The organism is Paludibaculum fermentans, from assembly GCF_051172195.1.
In the GTDB taxonomy this organism is placed as follows: Bacteria; Acidobacteriota; Terriglobia; order Bryobacterales; family Bryobacteraceae; genus Paludibaculum; species Paludibaculum fermentans_A.
Window position 1 is genome coordinate 46,696 of sequence record NZ_JBPJAQ010000002.1, and the last position, 17,262, is coordinate 63,957.

Sequence of the window (17,262 nt, forward strand, 5' to 3'; positions counted from 1 at the left end):
TGACAGCGCTGGCAGGCGATGTTACTATAACGTTTACTATGCTAGGCTGAGTAGCGGACTCGGAGCTCCTCGAACAGGGTGGCCGGGCAGCATGCGAAACAGCGCTGGCGGCGGGGCATTCCGTGATGGGTAAGCTCTCATTGGAGAAAGAAATGAAAGACCAACTTGTGGTGGTGGCGGGTGGTGGCGGCTTCATTGGCGGCAGCCTGGTGGCGGATCTGCGCAACCAGGGCTATACGAAAATCCGAGCTGTTGACATCAAGCCATTTGAGCAGTGGTACCAGATCTTCGACGACGTCGAAAACCTCTCGCTGGACCTGAATCTCAAGGACAATTGCGAGACAGCGGCCCAGGGCGCCTACCAGATCTTCAACCTGGCGGCCAACATGGGCGGCATGGGCTTCATCGAGAACAACAAGGCGCTGTGCATGCTTTCGGTGCTCATCAATACGCACATGCTGCAGGCGGCCCGGAAGTTCAACGTGTCGAAGTTCTTCTACTCCTCGTCGGCGTGCGTCTACAACGGCGACAAGCAGCGCGACACGGATAACCCCGGCCTGAAGGAAGAAGACGCTTATCCCGCGCTGGCGGAAGACGGCTATGGTTGGGAGAAGCTCTTCAGCGAGCGCATGTGCCGGCATTTCTCGGAAGACTTCGGGCTCTATACCCGCGTGGCGCGTTTCCACAATGTCTACGGGCCGAACGGCACCTGGGATGGCGGCCGTGAGAAGGCGCCGGCGGCGATCTGCCGCAAAGTCATCGAAGCCAAATTGACGGGCCAGCACGACATCACCATCTGGGGCACCGGCCATCAGACGCGCAGCTTCATGTACATCGACGACTGCGTGCTGGGCGTGCAGAAGATCATGAACTCCAACATCCTGGAGCCGATCAACTTGGGCTCCAGCGAAATGGTGAGCATCAACCAGTTGGTCGACCTGGTGGAGGATATCGCCGGGATCAAGCTGAACCGGTCTTACGACTTGGGCGCGCCCAAGGGCGTGAACGGCCGGAACAGCGAGAACACCCTGATCCAGAAGTATCTGGGCTGGGAGCCGAGCATCCCGCTGCGGACCGGTCTTGAAAAGACCTACGCTTGGATCTACGACCAGTACGTGGCGCGGGCTGCCGGCGACGTCCGGGCCTCCGTCGTGAATCTTGCGTAACTGACGTTTCCTCCGTTGGGAGTTCTCCTGATGACCAGGATGCCGGAAGCCTGGGATTACCTGATCCTCACCGCGTCAAATGAGCGGCAGGCTAGTGCCTACGAATCGCAACTGGAACTGCGCCGCCAGAGCGGCCATCTTTCCCGCGTGAAAACGACGCTGGTGGTGGCCGATCTGGAAGGCCGCCGGATCGGTAGCGGCGGCAGTACGCTGCAATGCCTGCTGGAAGTCCTCAACCGCGAAGCGCAGCGAATGGAACCGGGCGCCCTGCTGAATGGGGGCGTCGAGAGCATTCTGCGGCGGCTGCGGATCCTCATTGTGCATGCTGGCGGCGATTCGCGACGCCTGCCCGCCTATGGACCTTGCGGCAAGATCTTCGTTCCCGTGCCGGGCGAAAGTGAAAGCGCGCACGGGGAAACGCTGTTTGACCGGCTGACGCCCGCGTTTCTGGACATGCCCGGCGGCCGGCCCGGGGAAGGGCAGTTGCTGGTCACCTCAGGCGACGCCCTGATTCTCTTCGACGGCTCCGGTGTCGAGTTCGCAAAGCCCGGGCTCACTGCGCTGGGCTGCTATGCGGCGGCGGAAGAAGCGGCATTGCACGGCGTCTTCTATACGGGAGAAGACAGCGACATTAAGCTCTACCTCCAGAAGCCGTCCATCGCGGAGCAACGGGCGATGGGACTCTTGAACGAGTCGGAGCAGGCGATCCTCGACGTCGGCGTGATGAACTTCGATGCGGAGGCCTCGGCCGCGCTGTTGCGGACGTTTCCCATTGAGATGGATGCCAGCGGCCAGTTGACCTGGACTTCCGAAGTGCGGGCGGCCCTGCTGGAGCGTGGCGTGGACCTGTACCGCGAGATCTGCTGCGCCATGGGCTCTGAGACGACGTTGGAGCATTACCTGCATACGGCGCGCTCCAGCGGTTCCACCTGGACGGATGAACAACTCGCTTCGTTGTATCCCTCCTTGCGGCGCGTCCCATTCCACATACAACTGCTGCCGGGTTGCGCATTTCTCCACTTCGGCTCGACGCGGGAGATCATCAGCAGCGGTATCGCGCTGGGGACGGAAGACCGCGTCATCCCGCCGGGGGTCACCTGTCTGGCGTTGAATTCGCACATCCACCCGGGCGCCTCGCTCAGCGGTGCCGAAGCATGGGTGGAGAGCTGCGACATCCGGGCGCCTTTCGTTCTGGAAGGCCGGAATGTGGCGGCGGGCCTGGATGTGACTGGGCCCCTGACCCTTCCGCGCGGCGCCTGCATCGACGTCCTGCGTGGCGTCACCCGCGGCGGCGCAAGCACATGGTTCATCCGCTGCTACGGCGTCGACGACGAATTCAAGAAGCCGGCGGTCAAGGGCGGCCTGTTCTGTGGCCGGCCCATGCTGAAGTGGCTGGAATCGGCAGGCCTGACCGCGGAAGACGTGTGGGACGCGGCCATTCCGGCCAGCGACCGCAGCCTCTGGAATGCGCGCGTGTTTCCGGCCGAAGCGGAGCAGGACTTCCATCGCTGGCTGTGGATTTTCCATGTCGACCGGGCCACCGACGAGCAGTTGAGCGCCTTTGCGGCGGCCGACCGGTACAGCGCCGAGGAAGTGGCCCTGCTGGCCGATCAGGATGCTTTCCATGGGCGCCGGGCGGATTTACGCGGAGCGCAGGTCAGGGCCTCCCTGGGCCATTTGTTCCGCACAAAGAGCCGCTTCTCCGCGGCTGACCTGGCGGCCACCCTGCGACGTGAAAGGGATCCGGCCGGGCTGGCCTTGGAAGTACTCACTCTGGCGTATCAGCGCCGCTGCGGGGCAGGGAAGCCCCGTTTGGAACATCTCGCACCGGGGCGCATTCTTCACACCCTCGGTACCGCGGTGGAGACCATCGCCGGTGGCGCCGGCCTCTGCATCGACACAGTTCTCCCGGGTCTCAGCCGCCTATTGACGGCGGAGGTCGCAGATTGGATGCAGGCGTCGGGTTTATCTCTCGCCGACGGTTGCACGGTTGGTGATTGGTGCGGCCGGTTGCGGACTTACGCCTTCCGGCAGATGCACGAGCTGATTCTGCAAAGTTCGCTGCGGTCCGGCGGGCGTCCGAAGAATGCGCTCAGGCCCGATGAGACCATCTGGGGGCGCGGTCCGGCCCGCATAGAGCTCGGCGGAGGCTGGACCGATACGCCGCCCTACACGCTGGAGTACGGCGGCGACGTAGCGAATGTGGCCGTGAACCTGAACGGGCAGCCGCCCATCCACTGCTATTGCCGGCTGGTGGAAGAGCCGGTCATCCGCCTGAACTCCATTGACGGCGGACGCCGCCTGGAGATCACGGAACTCAATGAACTCACGGATTACCGCAAGCCGGGTGACCGCTTCGCTTTGTCCAAGGCCGCCTTGGCGATCTCCGGATTCTCACACTCAGCGGCCGACTGGCCGGCGGACTTCACTCTGCGCCAGATGCTGACGGAGTTCGGCGGCGGCATCGAGATGACCACTCTCGTCGGTATCCCGAAAGGCAGCGGGTTGGGCACCTCCAGTATTCTCGGCGCTGTAATCCTTGCCGTGGTCAACCGGTTGATGGGCCGCGCCCTGGATCAGCGCCGGCTCTTCCACGATGTCCTGCGCCTGGAACAGGCTCTCACCACGGGCGGCGGCTGGCAGGACCAGGCCGGCGGCGGGGTGGGTGGCGCCAAGATCACCAGCACGTCACCGGGCCTCATTCCGGCAGCGCGGATCCACTTCGTCCCCAGTGACCTGATCGATCCCCGCCTGAATGGCGGTTCCACGTTGCTCTATTACACGGGCATGACCCGCATCGCCAAGAACATCCTGGAACAGATCGTTGGCGGCTATCTCGATCGCGATCGCGCCATCCTGCAGGCTTTGGCTGAGGAGCACCTCGTGGCTCGCGAAATCGCCGACGCGCTCTCGCGCAAGGACGCGCGGGCCTTCGGCGGCTATGTGAATACCGCCTGGGAACTACAGAAACGGCTCTGCGGCACCGTGACGAATGGTCCCATCGAGGCCCTGCTCAATAAGGTGAGGCCCTTTGTCCATGGGATGCGCATCTCCGGGGCGGGCAGTGGCGGATTCCTGCTGATGATCTGCAAATCACCCGCCGACGCTGTTCAGGTCCGCGAGATCCTGGAGCGTGAACCGCTGAACGACCGTTCCCGGTTCTTCGACTTCGAGATCAATCACGCCGGGCTTGAGGTCACCACCTGCTAGCATTTTAGTTAGGGACCTTTATTTTCTTTCATGCGATACGCGATGATCCTCGCCGGCGGTTCCGGCGTGCGCCTATGGCCCATGAGCCGGGCGCGGCAACCTAAACAATTGATCCCATTCATCGGGGGGCGTAGTCTGCTGCAGGTGGCGGCGGACCGCCTGGAAGGCCTGGTGGTTCAGGACAACCGCTATATCTGCGCGGCCGAAAAGCAGCGAGAAATCATCCTCGAAGGATTGCCCGGCTGGAGTGATGAACAGTTTCTGGGAGAGCCCACGGGCCGCGACACGCTGAATGCGGTTGGCTACAGCGCCGCCGTCATCGCCCAACGCGACCCCGACGCTGTGATCGCCGTCTTCACCGCCGATCACCTGATTGAACCCCAGGACGAGTTCCGGCGCATTGTCGGCGAAGCCTTCGACCTGGTCGAATCGAATCCCACCACGCTTGCCACCTTCGGCATTGCTCCGGTCTCGGCAGCCACCGGCTACGGCTATCTGCAGTTGGGAGAACCGCTGGGCGTCACGGCCCGGCGCGTGGTGCAGTTCCAGGAGAAGCCAGACCTGGAAACGGCCACGAACTTTCTGGCCGCCGGACCCGAGCGCTACCTCTGGAACAGCGGCATGTTCGTGTGGCGCGCCGACACGCTGCTCGATTGCATCCGGCGTTACGAACCGCAAATCCACGCGTCGCTGATGGAAATCGCGGAAGCGTGGAATGGCCCTGAACGAGCGGCCACGGTGGAACGCGTCTATCCCACCCTCAAGAAAATCAGCATCGACTATGCCGTGATGGAACCCGCTTCCCGCGATAGCGCGGTGCAGGTGGCCGCCGTCCCCATGCCCCTGCAATGGCTGGATGTCGGCAGTTGGCCCAGCTTTGCCGAAACCTGCGAGAAGGACAACAATGGCAATGCCCTGGGAGCGAGGAGTATCACGCTCGACGCCTCCGGCAACCTGCTCGCCTCCAGCGATCCGGGCCACCTGTTGGCCATGGTCGGTTGTGAGGACCTCATTGTGATCCACACGCCGGACGCCACCATGGTGTGCCGCAAAGATCGCGCCGAGGACATCAAGAAACTGCATGCGCTGCTGGGTGAGCGCTTTGGAGCTGAATACTTATGAAGCCTGTGGCCATGTCGCGGACGTTCCTCGAAAAAGTCTGGGGGACCCCGGACCTCGCCCCCTGGTACGAATCGGGCGGCCGGAAGATCGGCGAGGTCTGGTTCGGCACCGAGGGCGAACCGCTGCCCCTGCTGATCAAGCTGATCTTCACGTCCGAGAACCTCTCGGTACAGGTGCACCCCAACGACGATTACGCCGCGAAGCATGAGAACAGCCGCGGCAAGACGGAGATGTGGCATGTCCTGCGGGCAGACCCCGGCGCGGCCCTGGCTTGCGGCTTGACGCGGAGAATCTCGCCCGAACAGTTGCGCGAGGTTTCTCTCAGTGGGGAGATTGAATCGCTGTTGAACTGGGTTCCGGTGAAGCCGGGCGACACGGTGTATATCCCCGCGGGCACCATCCACGCCATCGGCGCGGGCATCGTGGTGTGCGAGGTGCAGCAGCAGTCCGACATCACTTACCGCCTGTACGACTACGGCCGACCGCGTGAACTCCATCTCGACAAGGCGATGGACGTTTCCTCGCTTGACTCGCATCCGGGCGTCCAGCCTCCGGTGGAGCTGGGGCCGGACGAAGTTCGCCTGGCGGGCTGCGAGTACTTTGATGTGGATGCCCTCACCGTGAACGGCGTCCGACCGTACACGCCCGATCCTGCGCGCTGGCAGGCGCTGATTGTCCTACAGGGCAGCGGGCAACTCGATCAAAACGCCGTGAAGGCCGGCGACGGCTTCTACCTGCCGCCCGGCACCGATCCGTTCGAATTGGAGAGCACGGAGGGCATGCGCCTTCTTCGGGCTTTCGTCCCTTAGGACGCCCTGGCGCTCGAAGCCCTCACTACCAGCCCCGGATCCAGCAATACGGTCCGGGGCCGCACTGCCGTCTTCGACTCCACCAGGCTCAGTGCCAACTTGCCGGCCCGTTCACCAATGCTGTCGCTGTGTTGATCAATACTCGACAGCGGTACGCGCAGCAGCCCGGCGTAATTCACATTACCCGCGCCGATCACGGCCACATCCTGCGGCACCCGCAATCCGCCATCCAGGATCGCCTTCATCGCGCCCATCGCCGTCGGGTCGTTGTAGCAAAATACCCCGTCCGGCCGCGGCTTCAGCGCCAGCAGCCGCAGCATCGCCTCGTGTCCGCTGGTGTCGCTCAGGTTATCGACCGACCGTCCCATCACCACATAACCAGCCATCGGCGCCAACCCGTGTTTGGCCAGGGCCCGCCGGTAGCCTTCCAACCGGCCCAGGCCCGTGCTCAACTCCGGACCACGGATATGGGCAATCCTCCGGCACCCCTGCTCGATCAGGTGCGATGTCGCCAGCGCGCCAACGGCTTCGTCGTCCACGCCCACAAAATTCGCCGCCAGTCCGGCGAACTGCCTGTCGATCAGCACGTACGGCGTCTTCTGCTCCTCGATGCGCCGGAAGCTCTCCACTGTCCACTGGGCAGAAGCGACGACCAGGGCATCCACCCGCCGGGCCAGCATCATGTCCAACTCCTGCTGCTCCAATTCGGGGTCTTCCTCGGAACTGGCGATCAGCAGGCTGTAACCCTTTTTGCGCAGGATCTTCGACAGGCCTTTGGCGACCTCCGCAAAGAAGGGATGAACGAGATCAGGCACCACGAGCCCGACGGAGAAACTGCGCCCGGTCACCAACGCGCGGGCGGCCAGGTTCGGACGGTAGTTCAGCTCCTTCATCCGTTTCAGGACGCGGTCGCGCGTCTCGTCGCTGATATCGGAGTGGTTGCGGAGCACCTTGGACACGGTCACGACACTCACCCCGAGGTCGCGCGCGATGTCCTTGAGTCGAACTGCCATACAGGGATTATCCCATCGCGGGGACGGCCGGGCGCGGCCGCGAACAGAAGATTATTGGCGCTCCGGCAAATGCAGCGCTCAGCTCGACGCATCCCCGCCGTTCCAGCGTGGCGGCAACCCCAGGTCGCTTCTTCTGAACACGCCCTCGTCCTCAAACCGGATGGGCCGATGGGTGGCCGTCGGGGGGGAGGGCGGAGCCTCAAGAGCCTGTGCGGTCTCTCCAGTTCCGTTGTGGCTCGAATGCGGTATTCTCCCTGCCGGAGCCGGGTCGCGGCCCAGTTGCGCCTGCAGGGGCAGGCAGCCGCTGCTCTTCAGCGTTTCGTCCAGCCAGTCGAACACGCGCTGCTCGAAGAGGCTGCGCGCCAGAGGTTCGCAATGGCCGCCGGTGCCCTCGGCCGCCGTGAAACGCAGCAGCAGCTTGGGGCAGCGTAGGGCGTCGTACAGATTCTGGGCGCCCCGGCCCAGCGTGTCGCCTTCCACAGCCGTCAACAAGGTCGGACAGGCAATCTGCCCGGCCACTGGACTGATCTCGAAACGCACGATCTGCTTGACCAGTTCGAACAGTGTGTTGACACCGTGTGTCCACATGCCGCGCTGCAGGGTGCGCCAGCGGAACATTGGGTCGGCCGCCGGTGAACGCAACCACTGCTCGAACTGTTCGAACTGCGGCGGCGGCGTGCTGTCCTTCTGCATCAGCAGTTCCCGCGGCACTGGAATCGACTTCACTGTGTCGCCTTGGTCCCACTGCCCCGGATCGGCGATGAGCGCCGCAATGCGCTTCTCAAACGCCGCCGCCCGCGGAGCCAGGAAGCCGCCCAGGCCCCAACCGGCCAGTACAATGCGCCACGGATCCACCTCGGGCCGCGTCAGCGCGTAGTCGATCACGGCGCTGACCACATGCTCCCAGTCCGGCCGCAGCACCAGCCCGTCCCTGATCAGATTTCGGCCCTGGCCTGGTCCGTCGAACAGCAGGCAGTTGTAGCCGCGCCGGACGGCCGCCGGGCCATGGGCGAAGTACATCTCCTGGATGTTGGAGTCGTAACCATTCACCTGGACGATGGTCGGCCGGCTGCCCGGATCGCTGGATGCGCGCACGAAATAGCCGGGCAGCGTGCGCCCTTCATATGGAATTTCGATGGGCTCGATGGCGGGTTGGCTGAGGGCCGCCGCCCTTTGGAACGTCGCTACCTCGGACGCGAAAGCTCGCGCCAGCCGTGGATCCACTGGAGCGCCGAAGAGCGGGAAGTAGGAGGCGTGATAGTAGTTTGAGGCGCGGAAGTATGCTTCCCGGGCGCTGATGAAGTGCCCGCGGCTGTCGCTCACCTGGGCGCTGGCGGCCACCCGGTCGGCCGTGGTTGTCCACTCGCGGTGCCAGTCGTCGGCGGAACCCTCGCCGATGCGGTCCAGCGTGGTCAGGCATTCCCCGAAGTCAGAGCCGCCATGCAGCGCGTGTGGCAACACACGCCAGGCAAACGCCTCCCAAACAGGATTCTTACTCAACACCATCGCCGCCGCGGCTGCCTTTCCTCTTACTTCACTTTCTTCTATCGTCTGATTCGGGCCGTGGGCTTAGCCGGCATGGCAAGATACTGATTGTTGTCTGTAACCTGACCAGGTGCAAGACTTGCGGCCCCCGGCTCGAGCCCCCCAGCCCGTCCGCGGGCATTCCACCGCCCTACGCAATGTTAGTCCTGGTACATTCTTCAATCAAGACCCTTGAATCCAGGTGATGCACTCATTTGGGCAAGAGGTGGGTATTCAGCCAGCCAAACTCACCGCGCGGGCGCCGGCGCTCACAGGGGCAGGAAGACCCTCGCCGGCCTCCCCAGCGAAGATGCTGGTGCCCGCGGCATCCATCGCGACACCCCGGCTGACTGAGGCGAAGCTGCCAGAGACCAGGCTGAACACCACCGGATCGATCACCAGCGGCTTCGTCCGGTCGTAGTCGCCAAGCTGGAATGCCACCCGGCCATTCTGGGACGGCAGCATCAATCGCGCACCCCTGTCGGTCGTCGGAAACTGGCCCAGATTCAATTCCCACCTGATGGCTTGGCGACGCCGCGCCGCCGCTGCCTGTGGTGTTGAGGTCTGCGCGCCCACCGCACCATCCAACACACATAGAGCCAGACAGGACCGACGAGAAATCGGAAAGCAGCCCGGACGGTCATCCCCTGGCCCTGTGCCGCAAGATTCGGATGGTTCCTCTGCCAGCGGCGGCCCTATACTCAGCGCAATGCAGCCCAAGCCCTCGCCGTTCGCAGGACCACTGGAGATCGCGCTTCAATCCGCCATGTCGCACTTGGCAGGCCTGGACCATCAGTCCGTTGCCGCGACCGCCACGCTCTCCGGGTTGCGCGCCAGTCTCACCAAACCGCTCAACGAATTCGGCCTCGATCCCGAAACCGTGGTCCGCGACCTCGCCACGGACGTACAAGGCGGGCTCCTCGGCAATGCCGGCGGTCGCTTCTTCGCCTGGGCCATCGGCGGCTCGCTCCCCGCTGCGCTCGCCGCCGATTGGCTCACCTCCGCCTGGGACCAGAATGCCGCCCTCTTCGCTTGCAGTCCCGCCGCCGCTGTAGCCGAGGAGGTGGCCGGCTCCTGGCTAAAGGACCTTCTCGGCCTGCCCGCCTCCGCCTCTTTCGCCTTTGTGAGCGGCTGCCAGATGGCCCATGTCTGCTGCCTGGCGGCGGCCCGGCACGCCTTGCTGAGGGAGCGTGGCTGGGACGTGGAACGGCTGGGGCTCAGCGGAGCGCCCCGCCTCCGGATCCTCGCCTCCAATCGCCACGGCTCGGTCGAACGCGCCGTCAGGCTCCTGGGGCTGGGTGAAGACAATGTCGTCGATCTCGCCCTGGATGAAGCTGCGCACCTCACGCCGCCGGTGCTCGCCGCAGCCCTGGCCGACGGCCCTGAACGCCCCACCATCCTCCTGCTCCAGGCAGGAGATCTCAACACCGGCTCCTTCGATCCGTATCGCGAACTGATCCCCCTCGCCAAGGCCCACCGAGCCTGGGTTCACGTCGATGGCGCTTTCGGGCTTTGGGCCGCGGCCAGTCCCCGCCACCGGCACCTCCTCGAAGGGGCGGCTGCCGCCGACTCGTGGTCCACCGACGGCCACAAGTGGCTCAATGTCCCCTACGATTCCGGCTATGCGTTCGTGGCGCACCCGTCCGCCCACCGCGCGGCCATGTCCCATCGCGCTCCTTATCTTGTCCATGATGATGTCGCCCGCGACCAGCTCGACTGGAACCCGGAGTGGTCGCGGCGCGCCAGGGGGCTTCGCGACCTACGCCGCCATCCGGCAACTGGGGCGGCAGGGGGTCGCCGCCCTCATCGATCGCTGCTGCCGCCATGCCGTGGCCCTCGTCGGCGGCATCGGCCAACTGCCGGGAGCCCAGGTGCTATGGCCCGCCCAGCTCAATCAGGGTCTGGTTCGATTCCTGGACCCGAACCCCACCGCGTCGGACGAGCATCACGACCGCTTCACCAATGCTGTGCTGCAGGAACTGCTCGCCGATGGCGAGGCCTTCTTCATGGGCACCACCTGGCGGGGCTGCCGGGCCATGCGCGTCAGCGTCCTCAACTGGCAAACCGCCGAAACCGATGTGGCCCGCGCGATCGCTGCCGTCAGTCGCTGTTTAGTAAGGCTGCAAACCGGTCGCCAGTGACGCCCGGCCAAGCCGGCGCGGTACCGCCTAAACAGACGCTGCCTGGACTCCACTGTTCACGATATTGATCAGCGGATCCCAGCGCAGCCTCGTCCCATAGCATTCATCGCTGGCCGCCGGGCACCCGCCCCGGCACACACTTGCCAGTGGATGCTCACACGCCAGGCACTCAGCCGGTATGGGCGCCCAGAACTGCCGCGCTGCCCGTCCTGAGGTTAACTCGGCAAACGAGTGCGTCCGCAGGTCCCCCAGGATTCTCGACGAGTGATTGCACGGACGCAACAGCCCGTTGTGGCTCACCGTATAGTACGCTTCCGAACTCCCTCGCGGGCACCATCCGAAATGCAGGTGCTCATATGGCAACGGGTCCACCACACAGGGCGGAATTGGCACGGAGACTGCAATCGAGGCGCCATACTCGACCGCCACCAACTCCGCCGCCTCCAACATCTGCCGAAACTGCTCCACCGTCAGCGCCAGCAGGCCAGCCTGCCCGGCCGTGCAGCGGCTGAAATTCACCCGATTCAGCAGGAACCCCTCTGACCCAAGGGCGATCCCCAGTTCCAACGCGCGGCGCACCTCGTGGGCGTTCAGTCCGCTCACCACCACACTCACCGCAACGCGGCAGCGGCTTTCCGTGGCGGCGATCGCACCCTCCAGAACCTTCTCAAACGCGCCCGGTACCCCCGCAATCCTGTCGTGCAACGCGGCGTCGGCGCCGAAAAGCGTCAGTTCGAACACCGTATCCTCCGGGAAACGCCCGGCGCGCGCCCGAGTCAATAAGGTGCCATTGGTGATCACCACCACGCCCAGGCCTTCCTTGCGAAGGTCCTCGACAATGCCTGGTAAATCGTCGCGCAGGAGGGGCTCCCCCCCGGAGAGCCCTGCCTGCTTTAGCGGCGCATCGTGCTTGATTCGCCGGATGAGGTCCCGGATCTCGACCCTGGTCAGGGTGTCCGGTGCCATAACAGGAGCGCGGTGCTCGCGCCAGAAGTTATAGCAGTGAAGACACGCATGGTGGCAGGCCTCGGTGACCTCCAGCACGATCTGCTTGTAGGGCGTCATGGACTGCCGCTATGGAAGTTGGATGGGAGTCAGCAGAACCTGCTCCAGCTTGCTGTTGATAACGCCCGCGGCCGCGTACTGCTTGATCAACTGAACACGCAGCTCCGGCCGGATCCGCTTCCAGATGTCCGGTCCAGGCACGTAGCAGAGAATGTAGCACCACGGTCTATCGGGATAGCCCAACGCCACAATGGTCCGGCCGGAAACGACAACAGGCACGATCTGCCCGGCCAGCTTCTTGAGCTCCGCCTCGTCGATCATCTCCCCAGGCACGAGCTCGTTTTTCGTATTACCTACGGTCAGAATGTATTTGTTCCGTACCGTGGTAAGTTTGCCCTCTTTTACAGTCGCTCCGATTTCGGCCGCGAGCGCCTTTACATCGACTACCGGCTGCTTTTTTACAGCCCGTTTGGTTGCCATGATATAAACACTCCTCGCATCATCCGCGTCATGAGGTGACGCCTTCGAGTGGTCTAGCATTTCCACGCATTGGTGTCAACGATATTCAGTACGGAAAATCCTGAATGCTATTGAAGTCACGATCGACCTGGCCCGGCGTGCCGTCGAAGCGGTCCATTGAGCCCGTGCCCCCATGGAGGTGACGCCAGGGCGTCGGCTGACCATTTTTGGTCAGCGCCCGTTAGGTTCACGAAGCGGCCTCCAGCGGCCACAGCGTCCAGGATCGGACCCTGGCTTGCCGGTCCAGGTGCTCTTCATTACCTTGTGACGATCGCCTACAACCAGCATCGAAATCTCCGTATCCCAGTGTCAAGTTGCTGAGAGGCAAAGGTAATGCGGCTGGTGATTCGGACAATTGCCCGAATTCCGTCGGAGATTCTCATCTTGGTTCGGGTCGGTTCCCGCGCCGGGCCCCATCGGTCCGTGATAACGAAGCTCAATTGGGTGCCGGCGTGTAATGTCTGGGGGGAAGCCCGGCTGGGCTCCGGAGACCACCATGAACACAGCAGGCAATGGGTCGGATGGATTTCGTTCCATTCTCGAACGCAAAGAGCTGGAACTGGTAGAAAAACTGCACAATCGCGAGGATCTCGCCATTGAGAAGAGCGCGGACCAGGCGGATGAGACGCAACGCGCGCTGGAGCGGGAGCTCGCGATTCGCAATGCGGACCGCGATTCGAGCCTGCTTGGCGAGGTCAGGGCAGCGCTGCGTCGGGTTCGCGGTGGCACTTTTGGAGCCTGCATCGAGTGCGATGAAGCCATCAACCCAAAGCGCCTTCAGACCATGCCATGGGCCGCACGGTGTGTCCACTGCCAGGACGCTTCCGAGCGGGATCGGCAGGGGTCCGAATCATCATTTCGACAGGTTTTTGCCGATGCCCAGTGGTAGGGCTGCGGTCCGAACTCCAGTGGCCGCCCTCAGCCGCACGGCTCTTTCACTCTCCGCCACCGCCGGACTTCGCCGAAAAGGGAATGTGGGTCCGCTGATCCTTCGGCCCCCGGCGGCGGCGGGGCCGCCAGCGGTAGGCGCCAACGAAGTGGAATCTGACGGGAAGGGAAGACGTAGTGGCTAGCGACAAAGTAGTTCAGACCGGCATTTCAGGGCTCGATGCCCTCCTCCTGGGGGGGATCCCGAACTCCAATGTGATCCTCGTCGAAGGAACAACCGGCAGCGGCAAAACGCTCCTGGGCACCGAGTTCATTTACCGGGGCATTACTCAGTTCAATGAGCCCGGAATCATCGTCGTCTTCGAGGTGAGCCCGGACAAATTGATCCGCGACGCTGCCGCCATGGGTTGGGATCTCGCGGAACTGCAGGAACAGCGCAAGCTACAGATCATCTTCACCAGTCCCAGTGTCCTCGACCAGGAGCTACAGGCGGTGGATAGTCTTCTGCTGGAGACAGCCTCTGAGATGGGAGCCCGACGGATCTTCATCGATGGCGTCGGTCTTCTGCGTCGGGCTTCCACGACGGGTGGCGCGTTCATGGCTGCCGGACCGGGCTCTTACCGCGAGGTTCTGCAACAGTTGGTGGAAGGTCTCAGCCGGGCGCATCTGACGACGATGCTCTCCCACGAAATCGGAAGCTATCCCGATACGCTGCTCACGCTGGAGGCGACGGGGGCCCTGGCCGACACAGTGATTCGCCTGCGGCGAACTCTCTTCAATCGGCGAGTCCTTCGCTCCATTGAGATCGTCAAGAGCCGCGGTCAAGACTATGACAATGGCGAGCATGCCCTGGAAATTGTGTCTGGAAAGGGCCTTCAAATGTTCCGCCGTGTTCAGGCGCCGCTCCGCCTGACTCTCGATCAGCCCACCTCCAAGGCCCGGCGCTCCGCCATCGGAGTCGAGGCTCTGGACACGTTGCTGGGTGGCGGCATACTCGATGGGTCTACCACGATGGTGGTCGGCCTTTCTGGTGTAGGCAAGACCGTTCTCGGCACACAGATCCTGAGGCAGGGGGCGATCAACCTGAATCTGAAAGGCTTGCTCATTTCGCTCGATGAACACCCGGCCCAGATCGTCCGCAATGCCGAAACAATCGGCCTGGATCTGCAGGCCCAAATCGACGATGGGACCATCCACGTCCTGTTTGATAGTCCGCAGGAGTTGAATATCGACGTACATTTCTCCAAGATCGTGCGGACAATCGAAGAACATAATATCCAGCGCATGGTCATCGATGGAATGACAAGCTATAGTACGGCCCTCGTCGACCAGGGTGTCTACCGCGACTTCTTTCATGCGCTGGTGGCCTACAGCAAACACCGGTTGATGACGACCTTCTTCAGCTACGAGAATCCCGAATTTCTGGGTCTCTCGTCCTTCATGCCGGATTTTCCCGTAAGCTCCATTGTGGACAACATCATTCTTCTGAGCCTCGTGGAAATCAACAGTTCGCTGCGCCGCTGCCTCACGGTCGTGAAGTCACGCGGCAGCAAGCACGAATTCGATAGCCGGGAGTATGTCATCGGGCAAGGCGGAATCTCGCTCCTCCCGTTCGACGAGCAAGTCGCGAGTGTGCAACCTCTCTCCAACTACTCTGGCATCCTCAGCCGGGCTCCCAGCCGGCTGACCGTTCCGCATCTGCCTCTGAATCCCATATGAAAGAGCACAAAGCACCCTTCGGCCTCACCCCAGGGGCGGCCGAAATCCTCAGGGCGGAGGCCAGCCTTTCCGAGGAGGAGTACAGCTATGTCCATCTCTCTCCGGAATGGCATGCCGAGTTGCTGGACCCCGCCGGCTGGACCTCAGTGCTCGAGACGTTCGCCCACACCATGAAACTGTCAGTGGCTCTCTCCGACCCGGAAGGGCGCCTGCTGGGAATCTGCCACAATCCACAGCCCGTCTGGAGCCTGGCTCACAGTGGGGCGGAGAAGTTCGGCGATACCGGCTGTCCCTTCTGCCTGTTGCCAGCGGGGCAGCGATGCAGCGCCGTCCAAGATGCCCTGCGGACGGATGGGGTGGCGATGGTGCAGGACCAGGCTGGACTCACTCATGTCGCGGTGCCACTGTCCTTGGGCGGTCAGCACTTGGGCACTCTTCTTGCCGGCCAGGTCTTCAGCCACTACCCCGAGCCCTTGCCGTTGCAACGCCTGGCCAGGGCTCGGCACGTCTCTCCGCAGAGGTTGTGGGCAGCGGCCATCCGCCAGGTGCCCATCGCCCGTACCACGCTTCAGTTGTACGCCAAACTGCTCATGGCGCTTGGCCAGGGATTCCTCGGGCAGCGCTATTCGGCCATCCTGCAAAGAAAGTTGGCCCAAACCAGCCAGCGGTATCGCCTGTTCTTCGACGGTGTCAAAGACTACGCCCTTCTCACAGTGGACCCTGCCGGCCGGATCACCAGCTGGAACAGCGGCGCCCAGCGGCTCTTTGGCTACCGGGAAGGTGAAATCATGGGCCAGGATGCCTGCCGCCTCTCGGCCGCCGACGGTGTGCCCGCCGAGGGCCTGCAGCAGCCCATGTCCGAGGCGGACAAGTCCGGTTGGGTGGAATGGGAAGGTTGGCGGGTCCGCAACGACGGTACCCGCTTTCTCGGCACCAGCGTGCTCGCTTCGTTGGGGCACGGCGAGACGCGCGAGTACGGTGTGTTGATTCGCGATGTGACCGAGCTGCGCCGCTCCGCCCAGGAGTTGCAGCAGGCCCAGAAGATGGAAGGCATCGGGGTGTTGGCCGGCGGCATCGCCCACGACTTCAATAACCTTCTGACAGGCGTCATGGGCAGCTTGACGCTGATCAAGGGCAACTTGTCTCCGGACGACTCCTCCTATTCGATCATCGAGATCGCTGAGCGCTCCAGCGTCCGGGCGGCCGAATTGGTGGCGCAGTTGTTGGCCTATGCCGGCAAAGGCAAATTCGCAATCAGTCGCTTCGACCTGTCGATGCTAATCGCGGAAATGCTGCCGCTGATTGCCGCCAGTATTCCCAAAACTGTCCGCCTGGAACTCGCTCTCAAGCCGGATCTACCCTGGATCGAAGCAGATGCCAGTCAGATACGCCAGATCGTCATGAACCTGATCATCAATGGGGCGGAAGCGATCGGCGCGGAAGGGGGCACCGTTCAGGTGGCCACCGGCCTCGTAGGTGAGGGCTCGGATCTCTTCATGCAAGTGAAAGACTCGGGTTCCGGCATGAGCGAAACCACCAAGGCTCAGATCTTCGACCCGTTCTTCTCCACGAAGTTCACAGGGCGAGGCTTGGGCTTGGCTGCCGTATCAGGCATCGTCCGCAGCCACAGGGGCGCCTTGCAGGTGGATAGCATCCCGGGGCAAGGTACGACCTTCACCGTCTCCTTCCCGACAGTGCCTGCTGGTGTACAGAAGCCGGCCGCCGCGCCTTCGTCGAAGGCCCCGCGGGGTACCGGAACCATCCTGATTGCCGACGATGAGTCCTCCCTCACGGCGTTGGCCGAAGTCATTCTGAAGCAATCCGGGTACAGCGTCCTGCTGGCCGCGAATGGCCAAGAAGCCGTTGACATCTTCAGGCAAAACGCCGCGGGCATCACCGCCGTCCTGCTCGATATGACCATGCCCGTTATGGGCGGCCAGGCGGCATTTGCACTCATCCGCGAAATCCGGCCCGGAGTGCCTATCATTCTCTCCACCGGGTACAGCGAGACGTTCGCACGAGAGGAGCTGGGCGACGCGGTTGTCGGCTTCATTCAGAAACCGTATGGCGCAGCTCAGCTCCTCAAGAGCATTCAGGACGCGATTCAGCAAGCGGGCTAGTCCACTGGCCGCGAGCAACGAAGCCA

13 protein-coding genes and 1 pseudogene are annotated in these 17,262 nt (G+C 63.2%); 9 read left to right on the forward strand and 5 right to left on the reverse strand.

Features of this window, described 5'->3' with window-relative positions; all coding sequences use genetic code 11:
* Window positions 1–152: 152 nt before the first annotated feature.
* Genes ACR9Y2_RS26940 through ACR9Y2_RS26955 form a run of 4 tightly spaced genes read left to right on the forward strand, consistent with a single transcriptional unit; the run spans window position 153 to window position 6,307 of the window.
* Window positions 153–1,166: an NAD-dependent epimerase/dehydratase family protein gene (locus ACR9Y2_RS26940; protein WP_435044966.1), complete on the forward strand. Its 1,014-nt coding sequence runs from the start codon at window positions 153–155 to the stop codon at window positions 1,164–1,166.
* Window positions 1,167–1,196: 30 nt separating this feature from the next.
* Window positions 1,197–4,376, forward strand: a complete 3,180-nt coding sequence (locus tag ACR9Y2_RS26945) for a fucose pyrophosphorylase domain-containing protein (protein ID WP_435044968.1) — start codon at window positions 1,197–1,199, stop codon at window positions 4,374–4,376.
* Window positions 4,377–4,406: 30 nt separating this feature from the next.
* A complete protein-coding gene (locus ACR9Y2_RS26950; RefSeq protein WP_435044970.1) occupies window positions 4,407–5,498 on the forward strand; it encodes a mannose-1-phosphate guanylyltransferase in 1,092 nt (363 codons plus the stop codon).
* Entirely contained in the window at window positions 5,495–6,307 is an 813-nt protein-coding gene (locus tag ACR9Y2_RS26955; protein ID WP_435044971.1) for a type I phosphomannose isomerase catalytic subunit, read from the forward strand. Before ACR9Y2_RS26950 ends, ACR9Y2_RS26955 begins: the two co-directional genes overlap by 4 nt.
* Here the strand turns inward: ACR9Y2_RS26955 and ACR9Y2_RS26960 are convergent.
* From ACR9Y2_RS26960 to ACR9Y2_RS26970, 3 genes are all read right to left on the reverse strand, one after another.
* A complete protein-coding gene (locus tag ACR9Y2_RS26960; protein WP_435044973.1) occupies window positions 6,304–7,320 on the reverse strand; it encodes a LacI family DNA-binding transcriptional regulator in 1,017 nt (338 codons plus the stop codon). The genes ACR9Y2_RS26955 and ACR9Y2_RS26960 overlap by 4 nt on opposite strands.
* Window positions 7,321–7,398: 78 nt before the next feature.
* A complete protein-coding gene (locus ACR9Y2_RS26965) occupies window positions 7,399–8,820 on the reverse strand; it encodes an alpha/beta hydrolase family protein (RefSeq protein ID WP_435044975.1) in 1,422 nt (473 codons plus the stop codon).
* 258 nt (window positions 8,821–9,078) lie between these two features.
* Window positions 9,079–9,309, reverse strand: coding sequence for a hypothetical protein (locus ACR9Y2_RS26970; RefSeq protein WP_435044977.1), 231 nt, complete (start codon window positions 9,307–9,309; stop codon window positions 9,079–9,081).
* 301 nt (window positions 9,310–9,610) lie between these two features.
* Between ACR9Y2_RS26970 and ACR9Y2_RS26975 the strand changes: the two are divergent.
* Window positions 9,611–10,537: pseudogene (locus tag ACR9Y2_RS26975) on the forward strand (pyridoxal phosphate-dependent decarboxylase family protein); the annotation flags it as partial.
* On the forward strand, window positions 10,533–10,985 hold the full coding sequence (locus ACR9Y2_RS26980; RefSeq protein ID WP_435046358.1) for a hypothetical protein: 453 nt from the start codon (window positions 10,533–10,535) through the stop codon (window positions 10,983–10,985). The pseudogene ACR9Y2_RS26975 and the gene ACR9Y2_RS26980, both read left to right, overlap by 5 nt.
* Before the next feature lie 27 nt (window positions 10,986–11,012).
* Here the strand turns inward: ACR9Y2_RS26980 and ACR9Y2_RS26985 are convergent, their stop codons facing one another.
* Window positions 11,013–12,050: a radical SAM protein gene (locus tag ACR9Y2_RS26985; protein ID WP_435044978.1), complete on the reverse strand. Its 1,038-nt coding sequence runs from the start codon at window positions 12,048–12,050 to the stop codon at window positions 11,013–11,015.
* 9 nt (window positions 12,051–12,059) lie between these two features.
* Complete coding sequence (locus ACR9Y2_RS26990; RefSeq protein WP_435044979.1) at window positions 12,060–12,470, reverse strand: hypothetical protein; 411 nt, start codon at window positions 12,468–12,470, stop codon at window positions 12,060–12,062.
* 535 nt (window positions 12,471–13,005) lie between these two features.
* Between ACR9Y2_RS26990 and ACR9Y2_RS26995 the strand changes: the two genes are divergently transcribed.
* The 3 genes from ACR9Y2_RS26995 (at window position 13,006) to ACR9Y2_RS27005 (ending at window position 17,236) form a co-directional block, all read left to right on the forward strand.
* Window positions 13,006–13,398 carry a TraR/DksA family transcriptional regulator gene (locus tag ACR9Y2_RS26995; protein ID WP_435044980.1) on the forward strand — a complete coding sequence of 131 codons (393 nt, stop codon included), beginning with the start codon at window positions 13,006–13,008 and terminating at the stop codon, window positions 13,396–13,398.
* A gap of 176 nt (window positions 13,399–13,574) precedes the next feature.
* A complete protein-coding gene (locus ACR9Y2_RS27000; protein WP_435044981.1) occupies window positions 13,575–15,116 on the forward strand; it encodes an ATPase domain-containing protein in 1,542 nt (513 codons plus the stop codon).
* Window positions 15,113–17,236 (forward strand): ATP-binding protein, encoded by a 2,124-nt coding sequence (locus ACR9Y2_RS27005; RefSeq protein ID WP_435044982.1) that lies wholly within the window; start codon window positions 15,113–15,115, stop codon window positions 17,234–17,236. Before ACR9Y2_RS27000 ends, ACR9Y2_RS27005 begins: the two co-directional genes overlap by 4 nt.
* The last annotated feature ends 26 nt before the right edge of the window (window positions 17,237–17,262 follow it).

Bases quoted from the DNA above. Each gene is read 5' to 3' on its own strand.
- ACR9Y2_RS26955 (WP_435044971.1), top strand. From the start codon at position 5,495: ATGAAGCCTGTGGCCATGTCGCGGACGTTCCTCGAAAAAGTCTGGGGG.
- ACR9Y2_RS26985 (WP_435044978.1), bottom strand. From the start codon at position 12,050: ATGACGCCCTACAAGCAGATCGTGCTGGAGGTCACCGAGGCCTGCCAC.
- ACR9Y2_RS26995 (WP_435044980.1), top strand. From the start codon at position 13,006: ATGAACACAGCAGGCAATGGGTCGGATGGATTTCGTTCCATTCTCGAA.
- ACR9Y2_RS27005 (WP_435044982.1), top strand. From the start codon at position 15,113: ATGAAAGAGCACAAAGCACCCTTCGGCCTCACCCCAGGGGCGGCCGAA.
- ACR9Y2_RS26980 (WP_435046358.1), top strand. From the start codon at position 10,533: ATGATGATGTCGCCCGCGACCAGCTCGACTGGAACCCGGAGTGGTCGC.
- ACR9Y2_RS26940 (WP_435044966.1), top strand. From the start codon at position 153: ATGAAAGACCAACTTGTGGTGGTGGCGGGTGGTGGCGGCTTCATTGGC.
- ACR9Y2_RS26950 (WP_435044970.1), top strand. From the start codon at position 4,407: ATGCGATACGCGATGATCCTCGCCGGCGGTTCCGGCGTGCGCCTATGG.
- ACR9Y2_RS26945 (WP_435044968.1), top strand. From the start codon at position 1,197: ATGACCAGGATGCCGGAAGCCTGGGATTACCTGATCCTCACCGCGTCA.
- ACR9Y2_RS26970 (WP_435044977.1), bottom strand. From the start codon at position 9,309: ATGCTGCCGTCCCAGAATGGCCGGGTGGCATTCCAGCTTGGCGACTAC.
- ACR9Y2_RS26960 (WP_435044973.1), bottom strand. From the start codon at position 7,320: ATGGCAGTTCGACTCAAGGACATCGCGCGCGACCTCGGGGTGAGTGTC.
- ACR9Y2_RS26990 (WP_435044979.1), bottom strand. From the start codon at position 12,470: ATGGCAACCAAACGGGCTGTAAAAAAGCAGCCGGTAGTCGATGTAAAG.